The organism is Bartonella sp. W8167 (assembly GCF_016100335.1).
In the GTDB taxonomy this organism is placed as follows: Bacteria; Pseudomonadota; Alphaproteobacteria; order Rhizobiales; family Rhizobiaceae; genus Bartonella; species Bartonella apis.
The window spans coordinates 46,235-66,595 of sequence record NZ_JACFSQ010000002.1 but is presented as its reverse complement, the minus strand read 5'-3'; the positions used below and the strand labels follow the sequence as shown (position 1 = coordinate 66,595).

Annotated in this window: 15 protein-coding genes and 1 pseudogene; 4 read left to right on the top strand and 12 right to left on the bottom strand. The window is 46.5% G+C overall.

Annotated features, from left to right (window positions below; all coding sequences use genetic code 11):
* Positions 1-60 precede the first annotated feature (60 nt).
* Together mutM and H3V12_RS07030 are read right to left on the bottom strand one after the other, a co-directional pair.
* The gene (mutM, locus tag H3V12_RS07035; RefSeq protein ID WP_198214058.1) at positions 61-936 is read right to left on the bottom strand and encodes a bifunctional DNA-formamidopyrimidine glycosylase/DNA-(apurinic or apyrimidinic site) lyase; all 876 of its coding nucleotides are present in this window, start codon (positions 934-936) and stop codon (positions 61-63) included.
* A gap of 561 nt (positions 937-1,497) precedes the next feature.
* Positions 1,498-2,742: an aminopeptidase gene (locus H3V12_RS07030; protein ID WP_198214056.1), complete on the bottom strand. Its 1,245-nt coding sequence runs from the start codon at positions 2,740-2,742 to the stop codon at positions 1,498-1,500.
* A gap of 247 nt (positions 2,743-2,989) precedes the next feature.
* On the opposite strand from H3V12_RS07030, the gene H3V12_RS07025 reads away from it, so the two are divergent.
* Positions 2,990-3,934, top strand: coding sequence for a 2-hydroxyacid dehydrogenase (locus H3V12_RS07025; RefSeq protein WP_198214054.1), 945 nt, complete (start codon positions 2,990-2,992; stop codon positions 3,932-3,934).
* 439 nt (positions 3,935-4,373) lie between these two features.
* Here the strand turns inward: H3V12_RS07025 and moaA are convergent, their stop codons facing one another.
* From moaA to H3V12_RS11275, 7 genes and pseudogenes are all read right to left on the bottom strand, one after another.
* Positions 4,374-5,381 (bottom strand): GTP 3',8-cyclase MoaA, encoded by a 1,008-nt coding sequence (gene moaA, locus H3V12_RS07020; RefSeq protein WP_198214053.1) that lies wholly within the window; start codon positions 5,379-5,381, stop codon positions 4,374-4,376.
* Between the two features lie 12 nt (positions 5,382-5,393).
* Positions 5,394-6,335, bottom strand: a complete 942-nt coding sequence (locus tag H3V12_RS07015) for a peptidylprolyl isomerase (RefSeq protein ID WP_210326803.1) — start codon at positions 6,333-6,335, stop codon at positions 5,394-5,396.
* A 26-nt stretch (positions 6,336-6,361) separates the two neighbouring features.
* Positions 6,362-7,084 (bottom strand): respiratory nitrate reductase subunit gamma, encoded by a 723-nt coding sequence (narI, locus tag H3V12_RS07010; protein ID WP_075869793.1) that lies wholly within the window; start codon positions 7,082-7,084, stop codon positions 6,362-6,364.
* 13 nt (positions 7,085-7,097) lie between these two features.
* The gene (narJ, locus tag H3V12_RS07005) at positions 7,098-7,796 is read right to left on the bottom strand and encodes a nitrate reductase molybdenum cofactor assembly chaperone (RefSeq protein ID WP_198214050.1); all 699 of its coding nucleotides are present in this window, start codon (positions 7,794-7,796) and stop codon (positions 7,098-7,100) included.
* Positions 7,796-9,334, bottom strand: a complete 1,539-nt coding sequence (gene narH / locus H3V12_RS07000) for a nitrate reductase subunit beta (RefSeq protein WP_075869795.1) — start codon at positions 9,332-9,334, stop codon at positions 7,796-7,798. The genes narJ and narH overlap by 1 nt, the downstream gene beginning before the upstream one ends.
* Positions 9,331-13,077: a nitrate reductase subunit alpha gene (locus H3V12_RS06995; protein ID WP_198214048.1), complete on the bottom strand. Its 3,747-nt coding sequence runs from the start codon at positions 13,075-13,077 to the stop codon at positions 9,331-9,333. Before H3V12_RS06995 ends, narH begins: the two co-directional genes overlap by 4 nt.
* A 24-nt stretch (positions 13,078-13,101) precedes the next feature.
* Positions 13,102-15,815 (bottom strand): annotated as a pseudogene (locus H3V12_RS11275) (MFS transporter).
* Positions 15,816-16,022: 207 nt separating this feature from the next.
* Between H3V12_RS11275 and H3V12_RS06980 the strand changes: the two are divergent.
* The 3 genes from H3V12_RS06980 (at position 16,023) to msrA (ending at position 17,799) form a co-directional block, all read left to right on the top strand.
* A complete protein-coding gene (locus tag H3V12_RS06980; RefSeq protein ID WP_198214042.1) occupies positions 16,023-16,724 on the top strand; it encodes a cyclic nucleotide-binding domain-containing protein in 702 nt (233 codons plus the stop codon).
* Between the two features lie 96 nt (positions 16,725-16,820).
* Positions 16,821-17,159: a hypothetical protein gene (locus H3V12_RS06975; RefSeq protein ID WP_198214040.1), complete on the top strand. Its 339-nt coding sequence runs from the start codon at positions 16,821-16,823 to the stop codon at positions 17,157-17,159.
* Positions 17,152-17,799 carry a peptide-methionine (S)-S-oxide reductase MsrA gene (msrA, locus tag H3V12_RS06970; protein WP_198214038.1) on the top strand — a complete coding sequence of 216 codons (648 nt, stop codon included), beginning with the start codon at positions 17,152-17,154 and terminating at the stop codon, positions 17,797-17,799. Before H3V12_RS06975 ends, msrA begins: the two co-directional genes overlap by 8 nt.
* An 807-nt stretch (positions 17,800-18,606) precedes the next feature.
* Here msrA and H3V12_RS06965 read toward each other — a convergent pair.
* Genes H3V12_RS06965 through H3V12_RS06955 form a run of 3 tightly spaced genes read right to left on the bottom strand, consistent with a single transcriptional unit; the run spans position 18,607 to position 20,197 of the window.
* A complete protein-coding gene (locus H3V12_RS06965) occupies positions 18,607-18,813 on the bottom strand; it encodes a SlyX family protein (RefSeq protein WP_178391769.1) in 207 nt (68 codons plus the stop codon).
* Positions 18,810-19,232: a group III truncated hemoglobin gene (locus H3V12_RS06960; RefSeq protein ID WP_198214036.1), complete on the bottom strand. Its 423-nt coding sequence runs from the start codon at positions 19,230-19,232 to the stop codon at positions 18,810-18,812. The genes H3V12_RS06965 and H3V12_RS06960 overlap by 4 nt, the downstream gene beginning before the upstream one ends.
* 5 nt (positions 19,233-19,237) lie before the next feature.
* Entirely contained in the window at positions 19,238-20,197 is a 960-nt protein-coding gene (locus tag H3V12_RS06955) for a hypothetical protein (RefSeq protein ID WP_198214034.1), read from the bottom strand.
* Between the last annotated feature and the right edge of the window lie 164 nt (positions 20,198-20,361).

Here is a 20,361-nt window from a genome sequence, read left to right as displayed (position 1 = left end):
ATCCGGTACAAAGTTTCCGGTTTTGCATTATTGTAAATTTCTCACGTCTCTTCCCCGATATTACCTTTGACAATGCGTGCAATAAAAACTCGAACGACCGGATTGGACAATTCGTTTTATAGCCTTTCCACATTCGGGGCATGGTTCCCCTTCACGGTCATAAACAGAAAACCGGTGTTGGAAATAGCCGAGCGAACCATCTGCATGAACGTAATCGCGTAGGGAAGAGCCACCCGCTTCGATGGCTTCGTTGATAACATCGCGGATATTTTGTGCAAGGATTGCCGATTTTTTTTGCGCTGCCGCAGATTTTGCCCCTAATGTTGATGATTTGCGTTTTGGAGAAAGATGACTTCGCCATAAAGCCTCGCAAACATAAATATTTCCAAGACCGGAAATGATGGACTGATTGAGAAGTGCGGCTTTAAGGGGGGCTTTCCTGTTATGCAAAACCTCGTTGAGATAGGCACCTGAAAGACCGTTTCCTGTTGGTTCGGGGCCTAAATGGGCCAACAATTTATGGTGTTCCAGCTCTGTGGTTTTTGTCAAAAGCATAAAGCCGAAACGGCGCGGGTCATTATAGACGGCATGTAAAAACTCACCGTTCGTCGTTCTGATATCCATTTCAAAATGGTCATGTGCCGCAAGCTTGTTTGTTTCATGATAATAGGAACCAAGTGTCGTGTTTTCAATTCGCCACGAACCGGACATGCCCAGATGGCTTATAATGGTTTCATCATTATCAAGATGGATAAGCAGATATTTTGCCCGTCGTCCGAGGCCAATAATTTCACGACCGGTAAGACGGGACTGAAAATTTTCCGGAAATGGAAAACGTAAATCCGGCCGGTTCTGCTTGACGCTTATTATCTTCGCATGGGTGAAGCTTGGTTCGAGACCACGTTTAACAGTTTCAACTTCAGGAAGCTCAGGCATATACGATTGCTTCGATTATAAGCGGAAGTTTATTTCAACCGCTCCGGTTCAGACATATAACATTGATTTATTAAAAATAATCGTTACGGGAGCGGATTTTAAGGTCGGGGAAAAGTTTTTCTCTTGGAAAATTGAATTTTGTAGATAGTGGAATGGTATTTTTTACCGAACAATAAGTCGCAAAAAAATTTTAAAATTGTCATCAAATAAAGTGATACGAAACGTTCTTTAACCACACTGGATTATAAAAACATGTTTAATATCTGATGCCGTGAAAATAGGACTGTATGGGGTAAAAAATTAACGGATTGTTAACCCTGAACTGTTATCTATCGAACACAATTAAATGTTATCTACTTGAAAAAGCACGATAACACACCTAAATTAGGTTCAATACAGCGGTGATTGACCACGGATGTACTGGCAGTCATTGCATAACGGAAGGTCGGGTTATTCCCCGGCCTTTTTGTTGTTTTTAGTTATGTTAAAACGGATTTCGAATTTTTAATAAAAAACGAAATCCGTATTTTTAAATCGGGTTGTTCAAAAAAATGGGCGTAATTAAGCCCATTCGCCTTTTCTGAAGACCGGAACTTTTTTTCCGTCAGCGGTGATACCGTCAATATCGATTTCTCCCGACCCGATCATCCAGTCGATATGGATAAGGCTTTTATTGCCTCCCTGTTTTTCAATTTGTTCTTTCGATAGTGCGGCGCCGCGCAAGAAGCATTTTGAATAGCATTGTCCAAGGGCGATGTGGCAGGCCGCATTTTCATCAAATAATGTATTATAGAACAACAGGCCGCTTGCAGAAATCGGCGATGAATTGGGAACGAGAGCAACTTCGCCCAAATGACGGGCACCTTCATCGGTATCCAGTATCTGTTGCAATACTTTTTCGCCTTTCGAAGCGTGCGCTTCAACAATACGCCCTTTTTCAAAACGCACTTTGATGTTGTCAATCAATGTGCCTTGATAGGATAGGGGCTTTGTCGAGCTTACATGACCTTCAACCCGATGGGCGTGAGGTGTCGTGAAAACTTCTTCGGTCGGAATATTGGGATTGCAGATAACTCCATTTTTTGCTTTCGAGGCACCGCCTTGCCATTCATGACCATCAGCAAGACCGATTGTGAGATCTGTTCCTGGGCCACTATAATGAAGGGCAGAAAAGCGTTGGTCATTCAACCATTTTGCATGTTTTTTCAGATTGGCATTATGATCATTCCATGCGCCGATTGCATCCGGCTTATCAACACGGGAAGCAGCAAATATTGCATCTGCAAGTTTTTTTGTCGCCTCAATGATTGGCAAATCCGGAAAAACCACGGCCGCCCATGACGGATTGGGATAGGAAACGATATTCCAGTTGATGTCAAAACCGGCAATTTTTTCCAATGCCGGTTGATAGGCAAGTGATGTAGCCTTGTTTACGCGTGATACTTTGGCTGGATCTTCGTTAGCAAGAAGTGACGGATTATCACCGGCGATAGCAAGACGGGCCGCCCCGTTTGCATAGGCTCTTGCCATACCTTCATAAAGCCAGCTTGCGGCCTTATCGAAACTCTTCTCATGAGCATCTTTGAAACGACAAAGCGTCATTTCTTCGTCGCTGAAAATAGGGGTAACAACACCGGCACCGGCTTTATAAGCGTGATGGGCAATCCGGCGCACCAGTGGGAGTGCCGCGAGCGGGCTTGTGAGAACGAGATCTTGACCTTTCTGCAGGTTGAGACCGACCTTGACGGCGACTTCTGCGAGCCGGTCAAGCTTTTGAGGATCGATAACAGATTGGTCTTCATTCATTGCGGGTGTTTCCTTTTAAAATTAAAAATCGCCAAATGACATCTACTGAACAAATAATAATGTTTTTGACAGTGATATTAAAGGCACTTCGGAATAACGACGGAGAAAAGCGGGAACGAAACGGGACCGGCATTGGAAACAGAATTTAAAACTTTAGTGGAGTTTAAAAATTTCGATAGACAGTAAGGTTCTATTCATTAATATTTTTTGTTGGAGAATAATTTAGTAAAACCAGAGGGAGAATAATGTGAAACAGGATATATTGGTACTAAGTCCACTTGAAGAGCGTCAAATGAAAGATATCGACAAGCGTTATCATTTATTACGCGCGGATTTGGTCAAGGATAATGACGATTTTATTGAAAAAAATGCAAAAGATTGTCGTGCAGTTATCAGTACCGGCAATATTGTTTTTGACAAAAATCTGATTTCGAAACTGCCACAAGTCGGGCTTGTTGCCTGTGTGACAGCCGGTTTTGATCAAGTTAATCTGAAAGACCTGAAGGATCATAAAATCCGTTTAACCAATACGCCGGATGTGTTGACCGATGACGTTGCCGATGTGGCATTGATGTTGATGCTCGCCGCCCGTCGCAGGCTTGTTTTTGGCGATCATTATGTGCGCTCCGGCGAGTGGGCCAAGAAAGGCCCGATGCCGTTAACAGAAACAACGGCCGGAAAACGCGCCGGTGTTGTTGGTCTCGGACGCATTGGACACGCTATAGCCAAAAGATTTGAAAGTTGCGGGCTCACAATCGGTTATTATGGCCGCCACAAAAAACCGGATATTGATTATCAGTTTTTCCCCTCGCTCGTCGAACTTGCCAAGTGGTCGGATATTCTGGTTGTTGCAGTAACGGGCGGCAAGGAAACTGAAAAACTGATTTCCGAAGAAGTGATTGCAGCACTTGGAAACCGCGGTTCTCTTATTAATATCTCACGCGGTACGGTTATTGATGAAGATGCCATGATTAAAGCCTTGCAAAGCAAAGAATTGGAAACGGCCGGTCTTGATGTCTATCTTAACGAACCGAATATCAATCCGGCATTCTATAAGCTCGAGAATGTGGTTCTCTATCCCCACCATGGCAGTGGCACTGTTGAAACACGCGACAGAATGTCGGATCTTGTGGTGGAAAATATTGACGCCTTTTTCGCCGACAAACCTTTGCCTTCGGAAGTTAAACTTTGAGGTTGAATTTCTGTCGGGAAAGAGAAATGCGGTCTCTTGGCAGATAGTTCAGGAACGCTTTTCAAAAAGCGCATTCTTTACGATGTTTATCACCGAAAAAGTTGGTAAACGGGAATATAAGCACTGTAGCCCGATACAGTGCTTATTTTATTTGATGGACAGACGGATTGCGCAATTTTCGTGCCTGTCCAAAGCCGCTGGAAAGAGGTTTTGAAACTTTCCTGTTTGATCAGATAAAAGACAAAAAAATCCGGTTTGATCGTCTAACTCACACCGCAGAGGATGCGCTTGAAAACGGGCGCTCGTAATTCCGACCATCACCAAGAAAACGAACGCATTATAGAGTTGGTGCCCGACGACCAATTCCGGTTACAAATAACGATGTTTTCCGTTCTGTTTAAGCGGCCCTGTCAGCTTTTATGTCGCAGGTGAACTGCAATCAACCGCCGAGCTCCGACATGTGACGGCTTAATCCGCAAATGCCATCTTTTTCGATTGAAAATTCATGTCCCTTCGGCTTGCTGTCGATTGCTTTCAGGATAAGTTCTGTCAGCTTTTCATCACTTTCGGAGCTTCTGATAGCTTCACGCAATTCGACCATGCCGGATTGCCCCATGCAGGGATAAAGTTTACCGGTCGAACCGATGCGCACACGATTGCACGAAGCACAAAAATCGCATGAAAGCGGGGTAATAAACCCAAGTCTACCACCCGTTTCCTTGACTGTTACATAACGGGCAGGGCCGCCTGAACAATGCGCATCCGGAACCAATGTCCAGCGTTGTTCAAGACTTTTCCGTAAAGCGCTGAGTGACAGGAAGGTTTCATAACGGTCGTGACCGGTATAGCCCATCGGCATTTCTTCAATGACTGTAAGATCCATACCGCGCCCATGGGCAAAACGGATGAGATCGTCAACTTCACCAAGAAAGCCGCCACGCATGGCAACAGCGTTCAATTTAACTTTCAATCCGGCTTTTTGTGCCGCGTCAATGCCGGCAAGCACATGGGCAATATCACCGCGACGGGTCAATTGGTGATAGCGGACAGGGTCAAGTGTATCAAGAGAAACGTTGACACGTTTGACACCATTTTGAACAAGTGCCTCGGCATAACGGGCAAGCAATGTTCCATTGGTTGTCAGTGTCAATTCTTCAAGACCATGTCCGAGATGCTTCCCCAGCATTTCGAACAAAACCATAATATTGCGGCGTACCAATGGTTCGCCACCGGTAAGACGGATTTTGGTGACACCGAGATCAATCATCCGGCTCGCAACACGGTAAAGTTCCTCAATCGTCAGAAGCTCTTTTTTGGGTAAAAACACCATTTCTTCCGCCATGCAGTAAACACAGCGTAAATCACAACGATCGGTTACAGAAAGTCGCAGATAGCTGATCTTTCTGCCGAAAGGATCAACCAACTTTGAATCTGGTGTTTTTTGCACTCTCTAAACTCCTTACTGGACAAGAGGTCCCTCACCCGGTTTTAAATCAATACCCGTGATATGGGATTTTCCAGCCAAAATTGCTATATATTGTTGAACAGCTTTTGACCAGCTTGATGCCTCGAGCCAGGCAGCAATTTTTTCTTTTACCAGCTCCAGAGGAAGAATCTTCCCCGGAATAATCTGGTTTATTTCGACAATATGATAACCATAACGGCTTTCGACCGGTTGCATTAATAATCCGGTTTTTTTTGTTTTTTTCAAAGCATTTTCAAATTCCGGCACAGTCGACCCCCGAGTAATCTGACCAAGATTGCCACCTTGAGCTGCTGAAGGGCAGGAAGAAATATCTTTCGCAATTGTGGCAAATTCATGTGGATTTTTTTTCACCTGTTCCAAAATGGCATAAGCTTTCTCGCGTGCTTGATCGAAGGCTTTTTTGTCTTTCGGGTTGGCACCGATAAGAATGTGTCTGACCTGCCAGATCGTTTCGGTTGAAAAGCGTGATGGATCGCGATCGTAGAATGCTTTGCAATCGTCTTCACTTGCCTCAGGGGTTTTTATTTCACTTTCAAGAAGGGCTGAGATTGCCGCGTCAAGCTTTGTTTGCCGGGAATTATCTTCACCCGCATTATCTTCCCCGACACTGTCTTCCCGTGTGCTATCCTCATTATCGGGAACAAGATTTTTATTTTTTGCTTCCTGCCATAAAAGTTCACGGATTACCAATGAACGCGCTGCCTCAAGAAGCGCTTCACCCGGCGTTTGAGCCGGATGATTTTGTGCTTCTTGAAGAATATCGACTTCGGGAATGACAATGCCATTGACGCTGACTTCTTTGAATAACGGCTTTGCTTTTGGCGGAATTCTCGTGTCGATTTCCTGCTTTGTCGGCGAGGCGGGAACCACTATTTTTTTTAAGCCCGAATGCTCGACTTTTACCGTTGTCACCATAGACAATTACTCCTTTACCCGAAGTCTTAATCGGTTACTTCACCACGGATGCGAACAGGCAGGCGATCTTTTTTACGAACAACCTGATATCCCGTACGCCAGATATAACGTACCGGCGCACTCAGCATATGAACAAGACGGGTAAACGGGAACAAAAGCAAAATAGTGAGCCCGAGGAAAAGGTGCAGCTTGAATACAAAAGCCACATCGGTGATATAGCTTGAAGCTGCAAGGTTGAAGGTGAATATTCCTTGTGCCCAATCCATCAGCTTGACCATTTCATGCCCGTCGAGATGCTGCATCGAAAAAGGTATGGTTGCAAGGCCGAGGAAAAGCTGTGCCCACAACAGAAGAATAATCAATGTATCTGTTGTGCTTGAGGTTGCCCTGACACGCGGGTCGAACAAACGCCGGTGGGCGAGCATTGTTGCGCCGATAATGGCCATTGCACCGGCAATGCCACCGGCTGTCATGGCAACAACCTGTTTGAAGCTATGGCTAACGCCCAAAGCGTCCCAAACGGCAATAGGTGTGAGAAGCCCGACAAAATGGCCTAGAAAGATAAACAACACACCGACATGGAAAAGAACAGACCCCCACATCAATTGTTTACGACGTAACAACTGGCTGGAACTTGCCCGCCATGTATAAGGCTCGCGATCATAACGGATAATCGAGCCAAGTGCCAGAACAGTCAAAGCAATATAGGGATAGACCCCGAATATGAGTGTATGGAAAAAGTGCAACATTGTCTATCTATCCTTAAATTTGCGCAGAAGCATCGCGGTGCTGGGCACGGATGCGACGTTTTAACCGGTCGGGCCCGCAATCGTTTTCACCCTGGTTGCCACCGAAAGTAATGGCTTCCTCTTCCCAGATGCGGTCGAGAGCCTCAAGGTCATTAGGGTCATCTTCTTTGCGGTTGATGATTTCGGCTGTTAGCGCCTCGTCGGCTCGTTTGCCGGACAGACTTTCAAGTGCTACAAAAGCGGCAGCATAAACCGACCCGCGTTTTTGCAGTCTCTGCCGGATTGCGGAAATGATGTGCAAAGTTTCGCCGAGAAGATGGCGTGCTTCCTCGTCACTTCTTGTTGACAGAAATTCCAGAAACATCGGCAGATAATCCGGCATTTCGTGAACGTCGATTTCAAAACCGGCCTGGTCATACATGTCCTTGAGGTCGACCATAGCCTGTCCGCGATCGCGGTTTTCGCCGTAAACATGTTCAAAAAGATGGAGCGACAAAGACCGCGTTCTGTCAAAAAGCAAAACGTAGTCTTCTTGCACTTCGTAAATGTCGCGATCGGAAATTGCCGAGACCAGACTTTTCAGGCCGACAATTTCTGACGCATCAAGATCGGAAAGCTGATCGAGCGTTGCTCTGATAAGATTGCCCGATTGCTGCAATTCTTCTTCCGGATAGCTTAAAAGTAAGGAAATGATTTTGAGATCGGAATTCATTACGCGCTCTCCTTCAATAAGTCCGTCGGGGTTGTGACGACTTTCTTACCCTTTGAACCGAAAAGATCACCTTTTGAATTGCCGCCCGAACATCCGTTGCCGAATGAAAAGCCGCAAGACCCACGCAGATCATAGGCATCTTCACTCACTTCACGGTGGGATGTCGGAATGACAAAACGGTCTTCATAATTGGCTATCGCCATGACCTGATACATGTGTTCGATCATTTCAGGTGTCATGCCGACTTTTTCGGCATATTCCGGACGATATTCACCGTCGACAGATTTCGCACGCATATAAGCACGCATGGCAAGCATACGTTCAAGTGCCGAAACAATCGGTGCTTCTTTTCCGGCCGTCAACAAATTGGCAAGGTAACGCACGGGTATGCGCAACGAACGGACATTGGGAATAAAATCGTCCATTGCAAGCTTGCCGGCTTCGGCTGCCGATTGCAGCGGCGAAAGCGGCGGAATATACCAGACCATCGGCAAAGTGCGATATTCAGGGTGAAGCGGAAAGGCCACTTTCCATTTCATCGCCATTTGATAGACAGGCGAATGTTGGGCAGCTTCAATCCACTCGTCACTTACACCATCCTTGCGTGCCTGTTCGATAACAGCAGGATCATTCGGATCAAGGAAAATCTTCAATTGTTCCTCATAAAGATCCTGTTCGCCTTCTGTAGCAGCAGCATCGGAAATCTTGTCGGCATCATAAAGCATCACACCAAGATAACGGATACGCCCGACACAAGTTTCCGAACAAACTGTCGGCATACCGCTTTCGATGCGCGGATAGCAGAAAATGCATTTTTCCGATTTGCCGGAAGACCAGTTGAAATAGATCTTCTTATACGGACAGCCGGAAACGCACATACGCCAGCCGCGGCATTTTTCCTGATCAATGAGAACAATACCGTCATCCTCGCGCTTATAAATCGCACCTGAAGGGCAAACGGCCACGCAGGCAGGGTTAAGGCAATGTTCGCAAAGACGCGGCAAATACATCATGAATGTATTTTCAAATTCGCCGTAAATTTCTTTTTCGACATTGGCAAAATTGTAATCTTCGGAGCGTTTGGAAAATTCGCCACCAAGGACATCTTCCCAATTCGGGCCCCATTTGATTTTTTCCATGCGCTCGCCGGTAATCTTGGAGCGCGGACGGGCAACCGGCATGGTTTTTGACTCTTTTGCCGTTTGCAAATGCTCGTAATCGAAATCGAACGGTTCATAATAATCGTCAATTTCCGGCAAATCGGGATTGGCAAAAATTTTGGAAAGAACACGCCACTTTGCGCCCATGCGCGGACGTATCTTGCCATTCGATTTTCTGATCCAGCCGCCGTTCCAGCGTTTCTGGTTTTCCCAATCTTTGGGAAAACCGATGCCGGGTTTGGTCTCGACATTGTTGAACCAGGCATATTCAACGCCTTCACGGTTCGTCCAGACATTCTTGCAGGTGACAGAGCAGGTATGGCAACCGATGCATTTATCGAGGTTCAGAACCATACCTATTTGCGCGCGAACCTTCATTCTGCGGCCTCCTTCATTGCTGAATTTTCTTCACCATCCATCCAATCGACATGGTCAAGTTTGCGCACCACCACAAACTCGTCGCGATTGGCGCCGACAGTGCCGTAATAATTGAAACCGTATGATTGCTGGACATAGCCGCCGATCATATGGGTCGGTTTGGTAATAACGCGGGTCACCGAGTTATGGATCCCTCCGCGTTGTTTGGTTAAAGGCGAGCCTGGAACATTCACGATTTTTTCCTGGGCATGATACATGAAGACCGTTCCGTCTTTCATGCGCTGTGAAACGATGACACGGGCAACAAGCGAACCGTTGGCATTGAAAGCTTCCACCCAGTCATTATCCACAATACCGGCCTTTTGAGCGTCGTTTTCCGAAATCCAGACGACCGGTCCGCCTCTGTTCAAAGTCAACATCAACAGATTGTCGGAATAGGTCGAATGGATACCCCATTTCTGGTGCGGGGTTATAAAGTTCAAAATCAGATGCGGCTTGTCACCGGCCTTGGCTTCAATCGCTGTTGTCACCGTTTTGGTGTCGATCGGCGGGCGATAAACGCAGAAACCTTCACCAAAGGCACGCATCCACAAATGATCCTGATAAAGTTGCTGACGACCTGTTATGGTGCGCCACGGGATCAATTCGTGAACATTGGTATAGCCGGCATTATAACAGACTTTTTCTGATTCAAGACCGGACCAAGTAGGTGACGAAATGATTTTACGCGGCTGGGCAACAATGTCGCGATAACGGATCTTCTCGTCTTCCTTGGGCAGTGCCAGATGCGTATGGTCGCGTCCCGTATGTTCACCCAAAGCTTCCCATGCCTTGACAGCAACTTCACCATTGGTTTCCGGTGCAAGGGTCAAAATGACTTCGGTTGCATCAATATCGGTTGCAATGCTTGGCATGCCTTTTGTGGCACCCTCATCTTCAACAACGCCATTGATACGGCCGACGAGATCGACTTCCTCTTCGGTTTTCCAATTGATGCCTTTCCCACCATTGCCGACCTTTTTCATCAAAGGACCAAGGGCGGTAAAACGCTTGTAGATATTCGGATAGTCGCGTTCAACCACTGCAATGGCCGGCATTGTTTTGCCGGGAATAGGTTCGATTTCGCCTTTTTTCCAATCCTTGACATCGAATGGCTGACCAAGCTCGCCCGCGGTATCGTGCTGGCTCGGTGTCAAAACGACATCTTTTTCAACACCCAGAACTTCTTTCGATACTTCGGAGAATTTCTCGGCAAGGCCTTTGAAAATATCCCAGTCGCATCTTGCCTCCCAAGCCGGATCAACCGCGCTTGAAAGCGGGTGGATGAAGGGGTGCATGTCCGATGTGTTAAGGTCATTCTTTTCATACCATGTTGCAGTCGGCAGCACGATATCGGAATAGACACAGGTTGTAGACATACGGAAATCGAGTGTTACGAGAAGATCAAGTTTGCCTTCCGGCGCTTCATCATGCCAGACAGCTTCTTTGGTCTCGACCCGTCCCTGATCTCCCAAATCCTTGCCCAACACGCCATTGGCTGTGCCAAGGAAGTGTTTAAGGAAATATTCGTGTCCCTTACCTGATGAACCGAGAATGTTCGAGCGCCAGACAAACATATTGCGTGGCCAGTTTAACGGATCATCCGGATCTTCGCACGACATTTGCAGGCTGCCCGATTTCAGACCGTCGACGATATAATCCTTCGGGCCTTTACCGGCAGCTTCAGCTTCTCTAGCAAGGTTGATCGGATTTGCTTTCAATTGCGGTGCCGATGGCAACCATCCCATGCGTTCGGCACGGATATTATAGTCGATCAATGCACCATCCCACGGCCCTTCGGGCGCAGTTGGCGACAACAATTCGCTCACTTTCACAGTTTCATAGCGCCATTGATCGGTATGGGCATAGAAAAACGACGTACCATTCATCTGGCGGGGTGGGCGCGACCAGTCAAGACCGAATGCAAGCGGAGCCCAACCGGTTTGCGGGCGCAATTTTTCCTGTCCTACATAGTGGCTCCAGCCGCCGCCGGATTGACCGATACAACCGCACATAACGAGCATATTGATAATGCCGCGATAGTTCATATCCATATGGTACCAGTGATTGATACCGGCACCGAGAATAACCATCGAGCGACCTTTGGTCTTTTCGGCATTGCGGGCAAATTCCCGTGCGACTGTTATGATTTTGTCGCGCGAAACGCCCGTGATCTTTTCTGCCCATGCGGGAGTATAAGGAATATTTTCATCATAAGAGCTTGCACAGTTTTTGTCTTTGAAACCGCGTTCCAAGCCGTAATTGGCAACAAACAGGTCAAAAACGGTAGCGACGACAACCTCGCCTTCCGGCAATTTCAATTTGCGGGCAGGGACTTTGCGTGTGAGGATGCTCTCATGATCGGTGCCGTCATCGAAACTGTGTTCGCGACTTGCAAAATAGGGGAAATCGACATCGGCAACAGTGTCATGCTCGCCTTCAAGCATGAAGCTCATTTCCAATGTGACATCACGGCCCTTGCCATCTTTCGATTCAAGGTTCCATTTGCCTTTTTCACCCCAACGGAAACCGGAAGAACCGAGTGGCGCAACATATTCACCGCTTTTCATATCAACGGCGACAGTCTTCCATTCGGGATTATTGGTTTCACCGAGCTTGTCGGCAAAGTCGGAAGCGCGGAGCAACCGGTCGGGAATGAAGTGGCCATTTTTGCTAACCAGTCTGACGAGCATCGGCATATCTGTGTAGCGCTGGCAATAATCTTCAAAATATTCGGCCTGACGTTCCAGATGGAATTCGCGCAAAATAACGTGGCCAAGCGCCATGGCAAGAGCAGCGTCGGTTCCTTGCTTGGGATGGAGCCAGAGATCGGCAAACTTGCTTGCTTCCGAATAATCGGGTGAAACAACCACCGATTTTGTGCCTTTATAGCGGGCTTCCGAATAAAAATGCGCGTCCGGCGTGCGGGTTTGCGGCACGTTGGAGCCCCAAAGCATAAGGAAGCCGGCATTATACCAGTCGGCAGATTCAGGCACATCCGTCTGTTCACCCCATGTCATGGGTGAAGCAGGCGGCAAGTCGCAATACCAGTCATAGAAAGACATGCACACGCCGCCCAGAAGTGACAGGTAACGCGAACCGGAAGCATAGGAGACCATGGACATTGCCGGAATCGGCGAAAAGCCGATAATCCGGTCAGGGCCATATTTCTTGATTGTGTAAGAATTGGCAGCAGCGATAATCTCGTTGACTTCGTCCCATGTAGAGCGAACAAAGCCGCCAAGCCCGCGTACTTTCTGGTATTCGGCCCGCTTTTCGGGATTTTCCTGAATAGCAGCCCATGCACCGACCGGTGTTTTTACCACGCGTTCCTTGCGCCACAATTTGATAAGACGCGAACGGATCAGCGGATATTTTACGCGGTTTGCCGAATACATATACCAGCTATAGCTTGCGCCCCGCGGACATCCACGTGGTTCATGGTTGGGAAGATCGGGGCGGGTACGAGGATAATCGGTCTGCTGGGTTTCCCAAGTGACAATGCCACCCTTGACATAGATTTTCCAAGAGCACGAGCCGGTGCAATTGACACCGTGGGTCGAGCGCACGATTTTGTCATATTGCCAGCGTTTGCGATAAGCGTCTTCCCATGAGCGGTTTTCATCAGTTGTAACACCATGTCCATGAGAAAACGGTTGTTTTTTTCGTGCCAGAAAATTCAGGCGGTCGAGTAGTAGACTCATCAATGGTCTCCTTAACTTGCAGCGTTATTTTTGTGTCCGACGACCTTCGACATGGAGAATTGCACCGTTACGGATGTAACAGAACCATGTGATGGCGAGGCAAATAACGTAAAAAATCATAAATCCCCAAAGTGCGGCTTGCGGGCCACCCGTTGCATCTTTGGAAAGTGCAAAACTTACGGGAATAAGAAAGAAAGCATAGGCAGCAATGGCGGCGGTAAAGCCGGTAATTGCAGCCGATTCACGGTCGCTTTGATGGCGTTTTTGTTCTTCCGTGGCGTTTGGCATGGACTTGTCGATAACACGGCTCATAATAACCGGTATCATCTGGAAGGTCGAAGCATTGCCGACACCGGTTGCAAAGAACAAAACCATGAATGCAGCAAAGAAACCGGGGAAAGCGATGGCACTACCGGGATTTGCAACAAAATAAAGTGCAGCACCCAGAGCAAGCATCATCAGGATAAATGCCCAGAAGGTTACACGGCCACCGCCGATTTTGTCGCTTACGCCGCCAAATCCCGCACGTGCAAGTGCTGAGATGAGTGGTCCCAAGAATACATAGTGCAACACGTTCACATCCGGAAAAGTCAACCGCATCAAAAGTGGGAATGCAGCAGAAAAACCGATGAACGAGCCAAAAGTTCCCATGTAGAGAACGCACATCAACCAGTTATCTTTGCGTTTGAAAATAATGGCCTGATCGGAAAATGAAGCCTTGGCATCGGCAATGTCGTTCATTCCGAACCAGCAGCATATCGCTGATAAAGCAATGAAGGGAACGAACACGAAAGCACCGTTCTGTAGCCAGAGCTCGGAAGTGGAACCGTCCGCTTGCGTCACTGTGAGCGGGTGACCGCCCAACCAGCCGAAGGCATTGGTGGCAATAACGAGCGGGACAACAAATTGCACAACCGAAACACCGAGATTGCCCAAACCGGCATTAAGGCCGCTGGCTTTACCCTTTTCGGCTTTCGGGTAAAAAAACGAGATATTCGACATGGAAGAAGAAAAGTTTCCTCCACCGAAGCCGCATAACAGTGCGAGAAGCGCCATCACCCAATAGGGGGTATTGACGTCTTGGACAGCAAAACCGATTCCAAGTGCCGGTATCAACAATGAAGCGGTTGTCAGTGCCGTCCAGCGACGGCCACCGAATATCGGCACCATAAAGGAATAGAAAATACGAAGTGTTGCGCCGGAAAGTCCCGGTAAAGCGGTAAGCCAGAACAATTGTGTCGAACTGAATTTGAAACCGGCACGCGGCAATTCGGCCACAACTACCGACCAGACCTGCCACACGGCAAAAGCCAAAAGCAGAGCCGGAATAGACAACCAAAGATTCTTGTTGGCAATTTTGCGCCCGTAATTATTCCAGAAACTGCTATCTTCGGGATTCCATTCGGTTAACACGTAACCTTTATTGATTTGATTGGACATGCGAATTACTCCTGAAATTCAGGCGTTTTTTGCCCGAGCTCTACCAATTTGCGGTGGTTCATCAGTAGGATCGAAACATGCATCCAGATGAGTGCCGCAAGTGAAATGACGAATAAAATCATGAAGCAGGTTGAATAGATTCCGGTGATGTCGAGGACTTCACCGAAAAGGATCGGCAGGATAAATCCGCCAAGTCCGCCCATCATGCCGACGAGACCGCCAACAGCACCGACGCTTTTCGGGTAATAAACGGGAATATGCTTATAAACGGCAGCTTTCCCGAGAGCCATGAAGAAACCGAGTATGGCAACGACAATGGCAAAACCTACAAGGCTGATCGCAAATGTAAAGGTAAATGGACCTTTGGCAGTTTCAACCGTGTACTGTGTTGGAGGATAGGAGAGGATGAAGCATGTAATTGTACACATTGTGAGTGTCCAATACATGACACGGCGTGCTCCATATTTATCAGAAAGATAACCGCCATAGGCACGGAAGAGCGATGCGGGTATCGAATAGAGTGCAGCAATAACGCCGGCAAGCCACAGATCGATGGAATAAACATCCTGCAGATAGTGCGGCAACCACGTTGCCAAAGCGATATATCCACCGAATACGAAGAAATAATAGAAGGAAAAACGCCAAACTTGCAGTTTCTTCAAAGGTGCAAGTTCAAGCAAAGCGCTTTGCGGCTTGATGCCCAACCGGCGCTGTTCGACAAGCACGGGATCGTCGGAGGTAAAGAGCCAAAAGATCACAGCCGTGATAACGAGAACGAGCGCCCATATATAGGCCACGCCTTCCCAGCTTCCCCACCAGCTCATCACCCATGGAGCGCCAAGTTTCGTAACGGCTGCACCGACATTGCCTGCACCGAAAATACCAAGTGCAAGGCCTTGCTTTTTCGCACTGAACCAGCGCGAAACATAAGCAACGCCAACCGAGAATGTGCCGCCGGCAATACCGATGCCAAGGGCTGCTATCAACATCCATGTATAGGTGTGGGCAAAAGTGAGCAGAAACGTCGATAAAGCCGAAGCCAACATCGATAATACGAAAATAATGCGCCCACCGATCTGTTCAGTCCAGATGCCAAGTGGAATACGCACGAGCGAACCGGTGAGGACGGGCGTGGCTATGAGAAGTCCGAGTTCGGATTGGCTCAAACCCAATTTTTTCTGGATTGCAATTCCGATAATTGAAAAAATTGTCCATACCGCAAAACATACAGTAAAGGCTAACGAGCTCAGCCATAACGCTTCTGAAGAGCCTTTGATCGGGGTGTCAGTTTGTTCCATTTTTACCACCAGATAAATTCTTCCTTTTTGTCGAGGGGGTATGTAGTAATGAGTGAAATAGGGCACCTTGATCAAAATCAAATGAGTTTTATTTAAAATAAAAGAAAAGCTTATTTTAAAATAATGATGATGACGCCTTGAAATATTGCTTTGCTACACTTGATAGATGCTAAGGCAAAAAATAAAAATGTTAATTAGAGGAACAATATGAGATCAGAAGATCGTTTAAAAATTCAAAATCTCGATATTTTTTCGCAAGCAAGTGACAAAACATTCGATTCTTTAATTGGCCCGGGTTTTTTTCAACGCTTTCCTCCGGGAGTGGTTCTCGTCAACGAAAACGCCATGCAGGATTTTCTCTATATCCTTGTTGATGGTCAGGTTGAAATGTATGCGACGAGCTTCGGACGAGAGACAATTCTCGACATTATCCAACCGGTAAGTCTGTTCATTCTGGCGGCCATTTTGAACGATGATGTGTGTTTGCAATCAGCCCGGACATTGACCGAAGCACAGGTTTTGATGATCCCTTCAGCCCGCTTCAGAGAGGCAATCGACAATGACACAGCTTTCATGCATGCAGTTGTTCGCGAACTTTCACGTCGCTATCGTATGACCATCAAGGAGTTGAAAAACCAGAAATTGAGAAATGGGAGCGAGAGATTGGCTAATTGGATTCTGGCGGAAGCCGATACACAGGTTGAAGCCAATTATATCGATATTCCGTTTGAGAAAAAACTGCTCGCCTACAAGCTTGGCATGACACCGGAAAACCTGTCACGGGCATTTGCAACTGTCGCAAAACATGGCGTTAATGTCGACGGGTCGCGAATTGTTTTCACCGACCGACAAAGGCTCATCAATTTTGCCCATCCCGATAAGCTTATCGACAAACGCGAGCCTGTTTGATTATAAATAAACGAGCCATATGGGGTGTGTTTTTTTAAGACTGTATCCGATTTCAAGCAGCAGGCCTGAAATCGTTATCAATAAGGAATTGTTCTTGTGCGTTTGATCCGCCGGTTATTTCGCTTCATTTCTTATCTGTTTCTTGTTCTAACGATTATAACTCTCGTCATTGATGCTGCCCATTCAGTCGGCGCTTCCGAAGTCTTGTTTCTCCCCATCGGCTCTACAATATCGTTTGTTTTTTCAATGGGTACGCAGGAATTTGACAACTTTATTTCGCATCTTTCATCTCCATATTTACCTGTAGCAGCAAAAATTGTCGGCCTTTGCCCGACATGGATCGTTTTTGCCGTTTTCGCGTTGGTCTTTTATGTTTTCGGCTATGATCGCGAAGCCCATTTTGATAATGCAAACTATGGTGAAGAAAATGTTTGATCTTTTGTCACTTTCGGAAAAACTCAAAATGCCGGAAAAAAACGATGCACTCGTTGGCAGGAGTGAGCCGATTGCAACCGCTAAAACCCACTATGTCAATGGGCACAACCTCAAGGGGCCATATCCTGAAAATATGCATCATATTATTGTTGCAATGGGCTGTTTCTGGGGCGTTGAACGGCTATTCTGGAAAATTCCGGGCGTTTACGTGACGGCAGCCGGTTACACAGGCGGCTTTACACCTAATCCAACCTATGAAGAAGTTTGTACCGGTAAAACAGGTCATACAGAAGCGGTACTTGTTGTCTATGATCCGACGATACTTCATCTTGATGAAATATTGAAAACTTTCTGGGAACAACATGATCCCACACAAGGCATGCGACAGGGAAATGACATAGGTAACAATTACCGTTCGGCTCTCTATCTTTCTAATGAACATGATTTGGAAATAGCAAAAAAAAGCAAACAACAATTTGAAAAAGCACTTCAATCAAAAGGATTGGGGCCGATTACAACCGAAATTGCGTTAGAAGGGCCGTTCTATTTCGCTGAAGATTATCACCAACAATATCTCGCCAAAAACCCGAATGGTTATTGCGGATTGAAGGGGACCGGTGTTTCTTGCCCTATTCTATGAGAGCAACCGACATTTAAAACCAAACTTCAAAACTCTATTAAAAATCAGCCTTCCCTTAAAGGGCGGGATGGCATTATTTTGGTCTATACTTTACCAATGCGCAGAAAACTATTTCACAAAAATTTGGATCCTATTCGGGTGTTTGAACTTTGTAAGAAACGTGAAATAGTTTCAAAAATCGCCAACGAACGGAATTTTAACGTACGACATGCTTTCCGATTGGTCGCAGTTGAACAAATTGTGCACGTTATTTTCCCGGCAAATTTTCTAAAAGTTCATGGCTCGACCTTGCCAATCACAGGGAAAATAGCGTCGATTTCAGATGAGATTTAGTCAAAAACAAAAATTTGAATTCAGAGTAATCAATAATTTTTGCATATATTATTTGTGCTTTTGATAGGCTGAATGTTATTGAATCTTGACGGACTAAAGATGCGTAACACAGTTGACGTTATATTATTTTTTATATGGAACTCGTTCACATTCCTGCTCGGGACGCATGTCGTAGAAGCGCTATGGCACGATAACGTCATACTCGCGATTGTGGGCTTAATCTTTTTCCCTGGAGGTGTCTGTCGCGGTTTCAATCTTTGGGTCGGCTGGCTTTCCGCAATATTTTAAGATGTTTGGAAAACATTTTCCGCCTGCACCGATTGGTCATCAGCAAATAAGGTTAAACAAATTTTCAAACCCGTTATTGCCGACGAAAAAGATGGCGAGTGGCATTTTTCCCGATGCATGTGGATAACAGATGTCGTTCAAGCGGCGCTCGGCTTCAATAATTTCAGGCAAATTTTACCCGATGTTTTACCAATGGGGTGGCCGGGTAACAGGAATGTCGGGCTGGCTTTGTTCTTCAAGTTCAAGAAAACGTTTGGTCAGGGCTGTTAATTTTTTATCCATTTGGTCGATTGTTTTCCATTGTTCAGCAAGAACAGAGGAAAGCTCGTCGACGAGCCGCTCCTGTTCGGCAAGTTTTATTTCCACTTCGGTAAGACGATCTTTTTCAATCACAATGTGTGATCCTTATTTCTGATGAAACGTTCGCCGGGTTTTAAAAGAACTTTATTGTTTGAGGCAAGACCCAGTTCAAGGCTATGAGCAATCTGGGTTGCTTTTTTCATGAACAATTCGGCATCTTCCTTCAGGCAAAGTTCATCAACGGTTTTTTTAAAAATTTCCAGCCAATGGTCAAAATGCATAGCATCAATAGGTAAAACGACATGCTTGGGCATAGGGCGGCCGTTATACCGGTTGGTATGCAGCATAACCGATGACCAGAAGGCGAACATATTTTGTAAATGGGGCTCCCAATCACGGATATGTTCTTCAAAAATAGGACCGAGTATATGATCTTTTCTTACCCGTCCATAAAATGTACGCACCACGGATTCGATGAGTGCTTCATCTACTGCAATCGGTTCTTGTGCCATAAATCTCAGTCCGCTGCTTTGATCTTCATTCCGTAAATATCAATACCGCTGCCTTCGCCCAGAAGGTCGCTTGTCAGATATATTTTAGCCGGACCGTTACCTTCTGCCGGAATTGTCACCTCGAACAGAAGGTCATTACGGTTAACAGGAACTTCAAAACGACGTCTACCACAATCGGCGTTATTTCCAAGGTCGCAAGTTATACTCATCTGGCCCGGCTTTGTGCCATCACCCCTTGCATTGATATCGATCATAGCCTTTTTGCCGCGCAAATTCGATAATGCTCCGGCGCCAATCTCAACGACAACAACATCTTCATCGCTTTTTGCAGTAATATGGGTGTAAGGGATGCCCCCGTCATCTTTTATCGAAACAGATGCTTGTCCATAGGTGGTGATGGCTGTTGCATCTCCAGGGTAGAAAAATTTTATCCAGCTGCCGTCGTTATCTGCTTCCTTGCGAAAAGGAACGACCGTATTGGTGCGCTGGTTCTGTTCGATTGCCTCTTTACGATGTTCGATAATAGCACGTCCCGAAAGACTGTTGAAAAACGACCATCCGGTAAAGCCGATTATCATGATAATCGCAAGAATACTCGGGGCGACAATAAGGAGAATTTTGGAACGCCGCCTTGCCGATGCACGGTGCAAGGTCGTGTCTTCGAGATTGGTTGCACCATTGACTTCAATTTTTATCTGGTCTTCAGGGCCTTCAGAAGCAAGATCGTGAGTTTCTTTATCGGCTCTGTTCATCTCCGTGGCAACGTAATCACTTTCAATTGCACGGATAATCTGCATCAATGCATCACGCCGCTTTGTGCGGGTAACGTCATTTAAACCGTGGCTGGAAAGCAATGCACGTTCATGTGCGTTCCACGCAGATTCATAGACGCGGCGCCGTTGAGCAACATTGCTTGAATCGATTTTTAGCAATGCATTGCGGATGGCTTGCTCGGCATTAGCCAACGAATAATTCTCCTTCTTGTCCATTTATCGGGTGGCAGAATAAGCAACAGCAGGGTAATTGGCAAACCAAATCTATTGTTGATTTTTTAAAAATTGCTTGTGTTATAACTGCGCTTTGTGAGTTAATTATGAAAAACATCGAAAGACAGAATTGCATGCTTGCT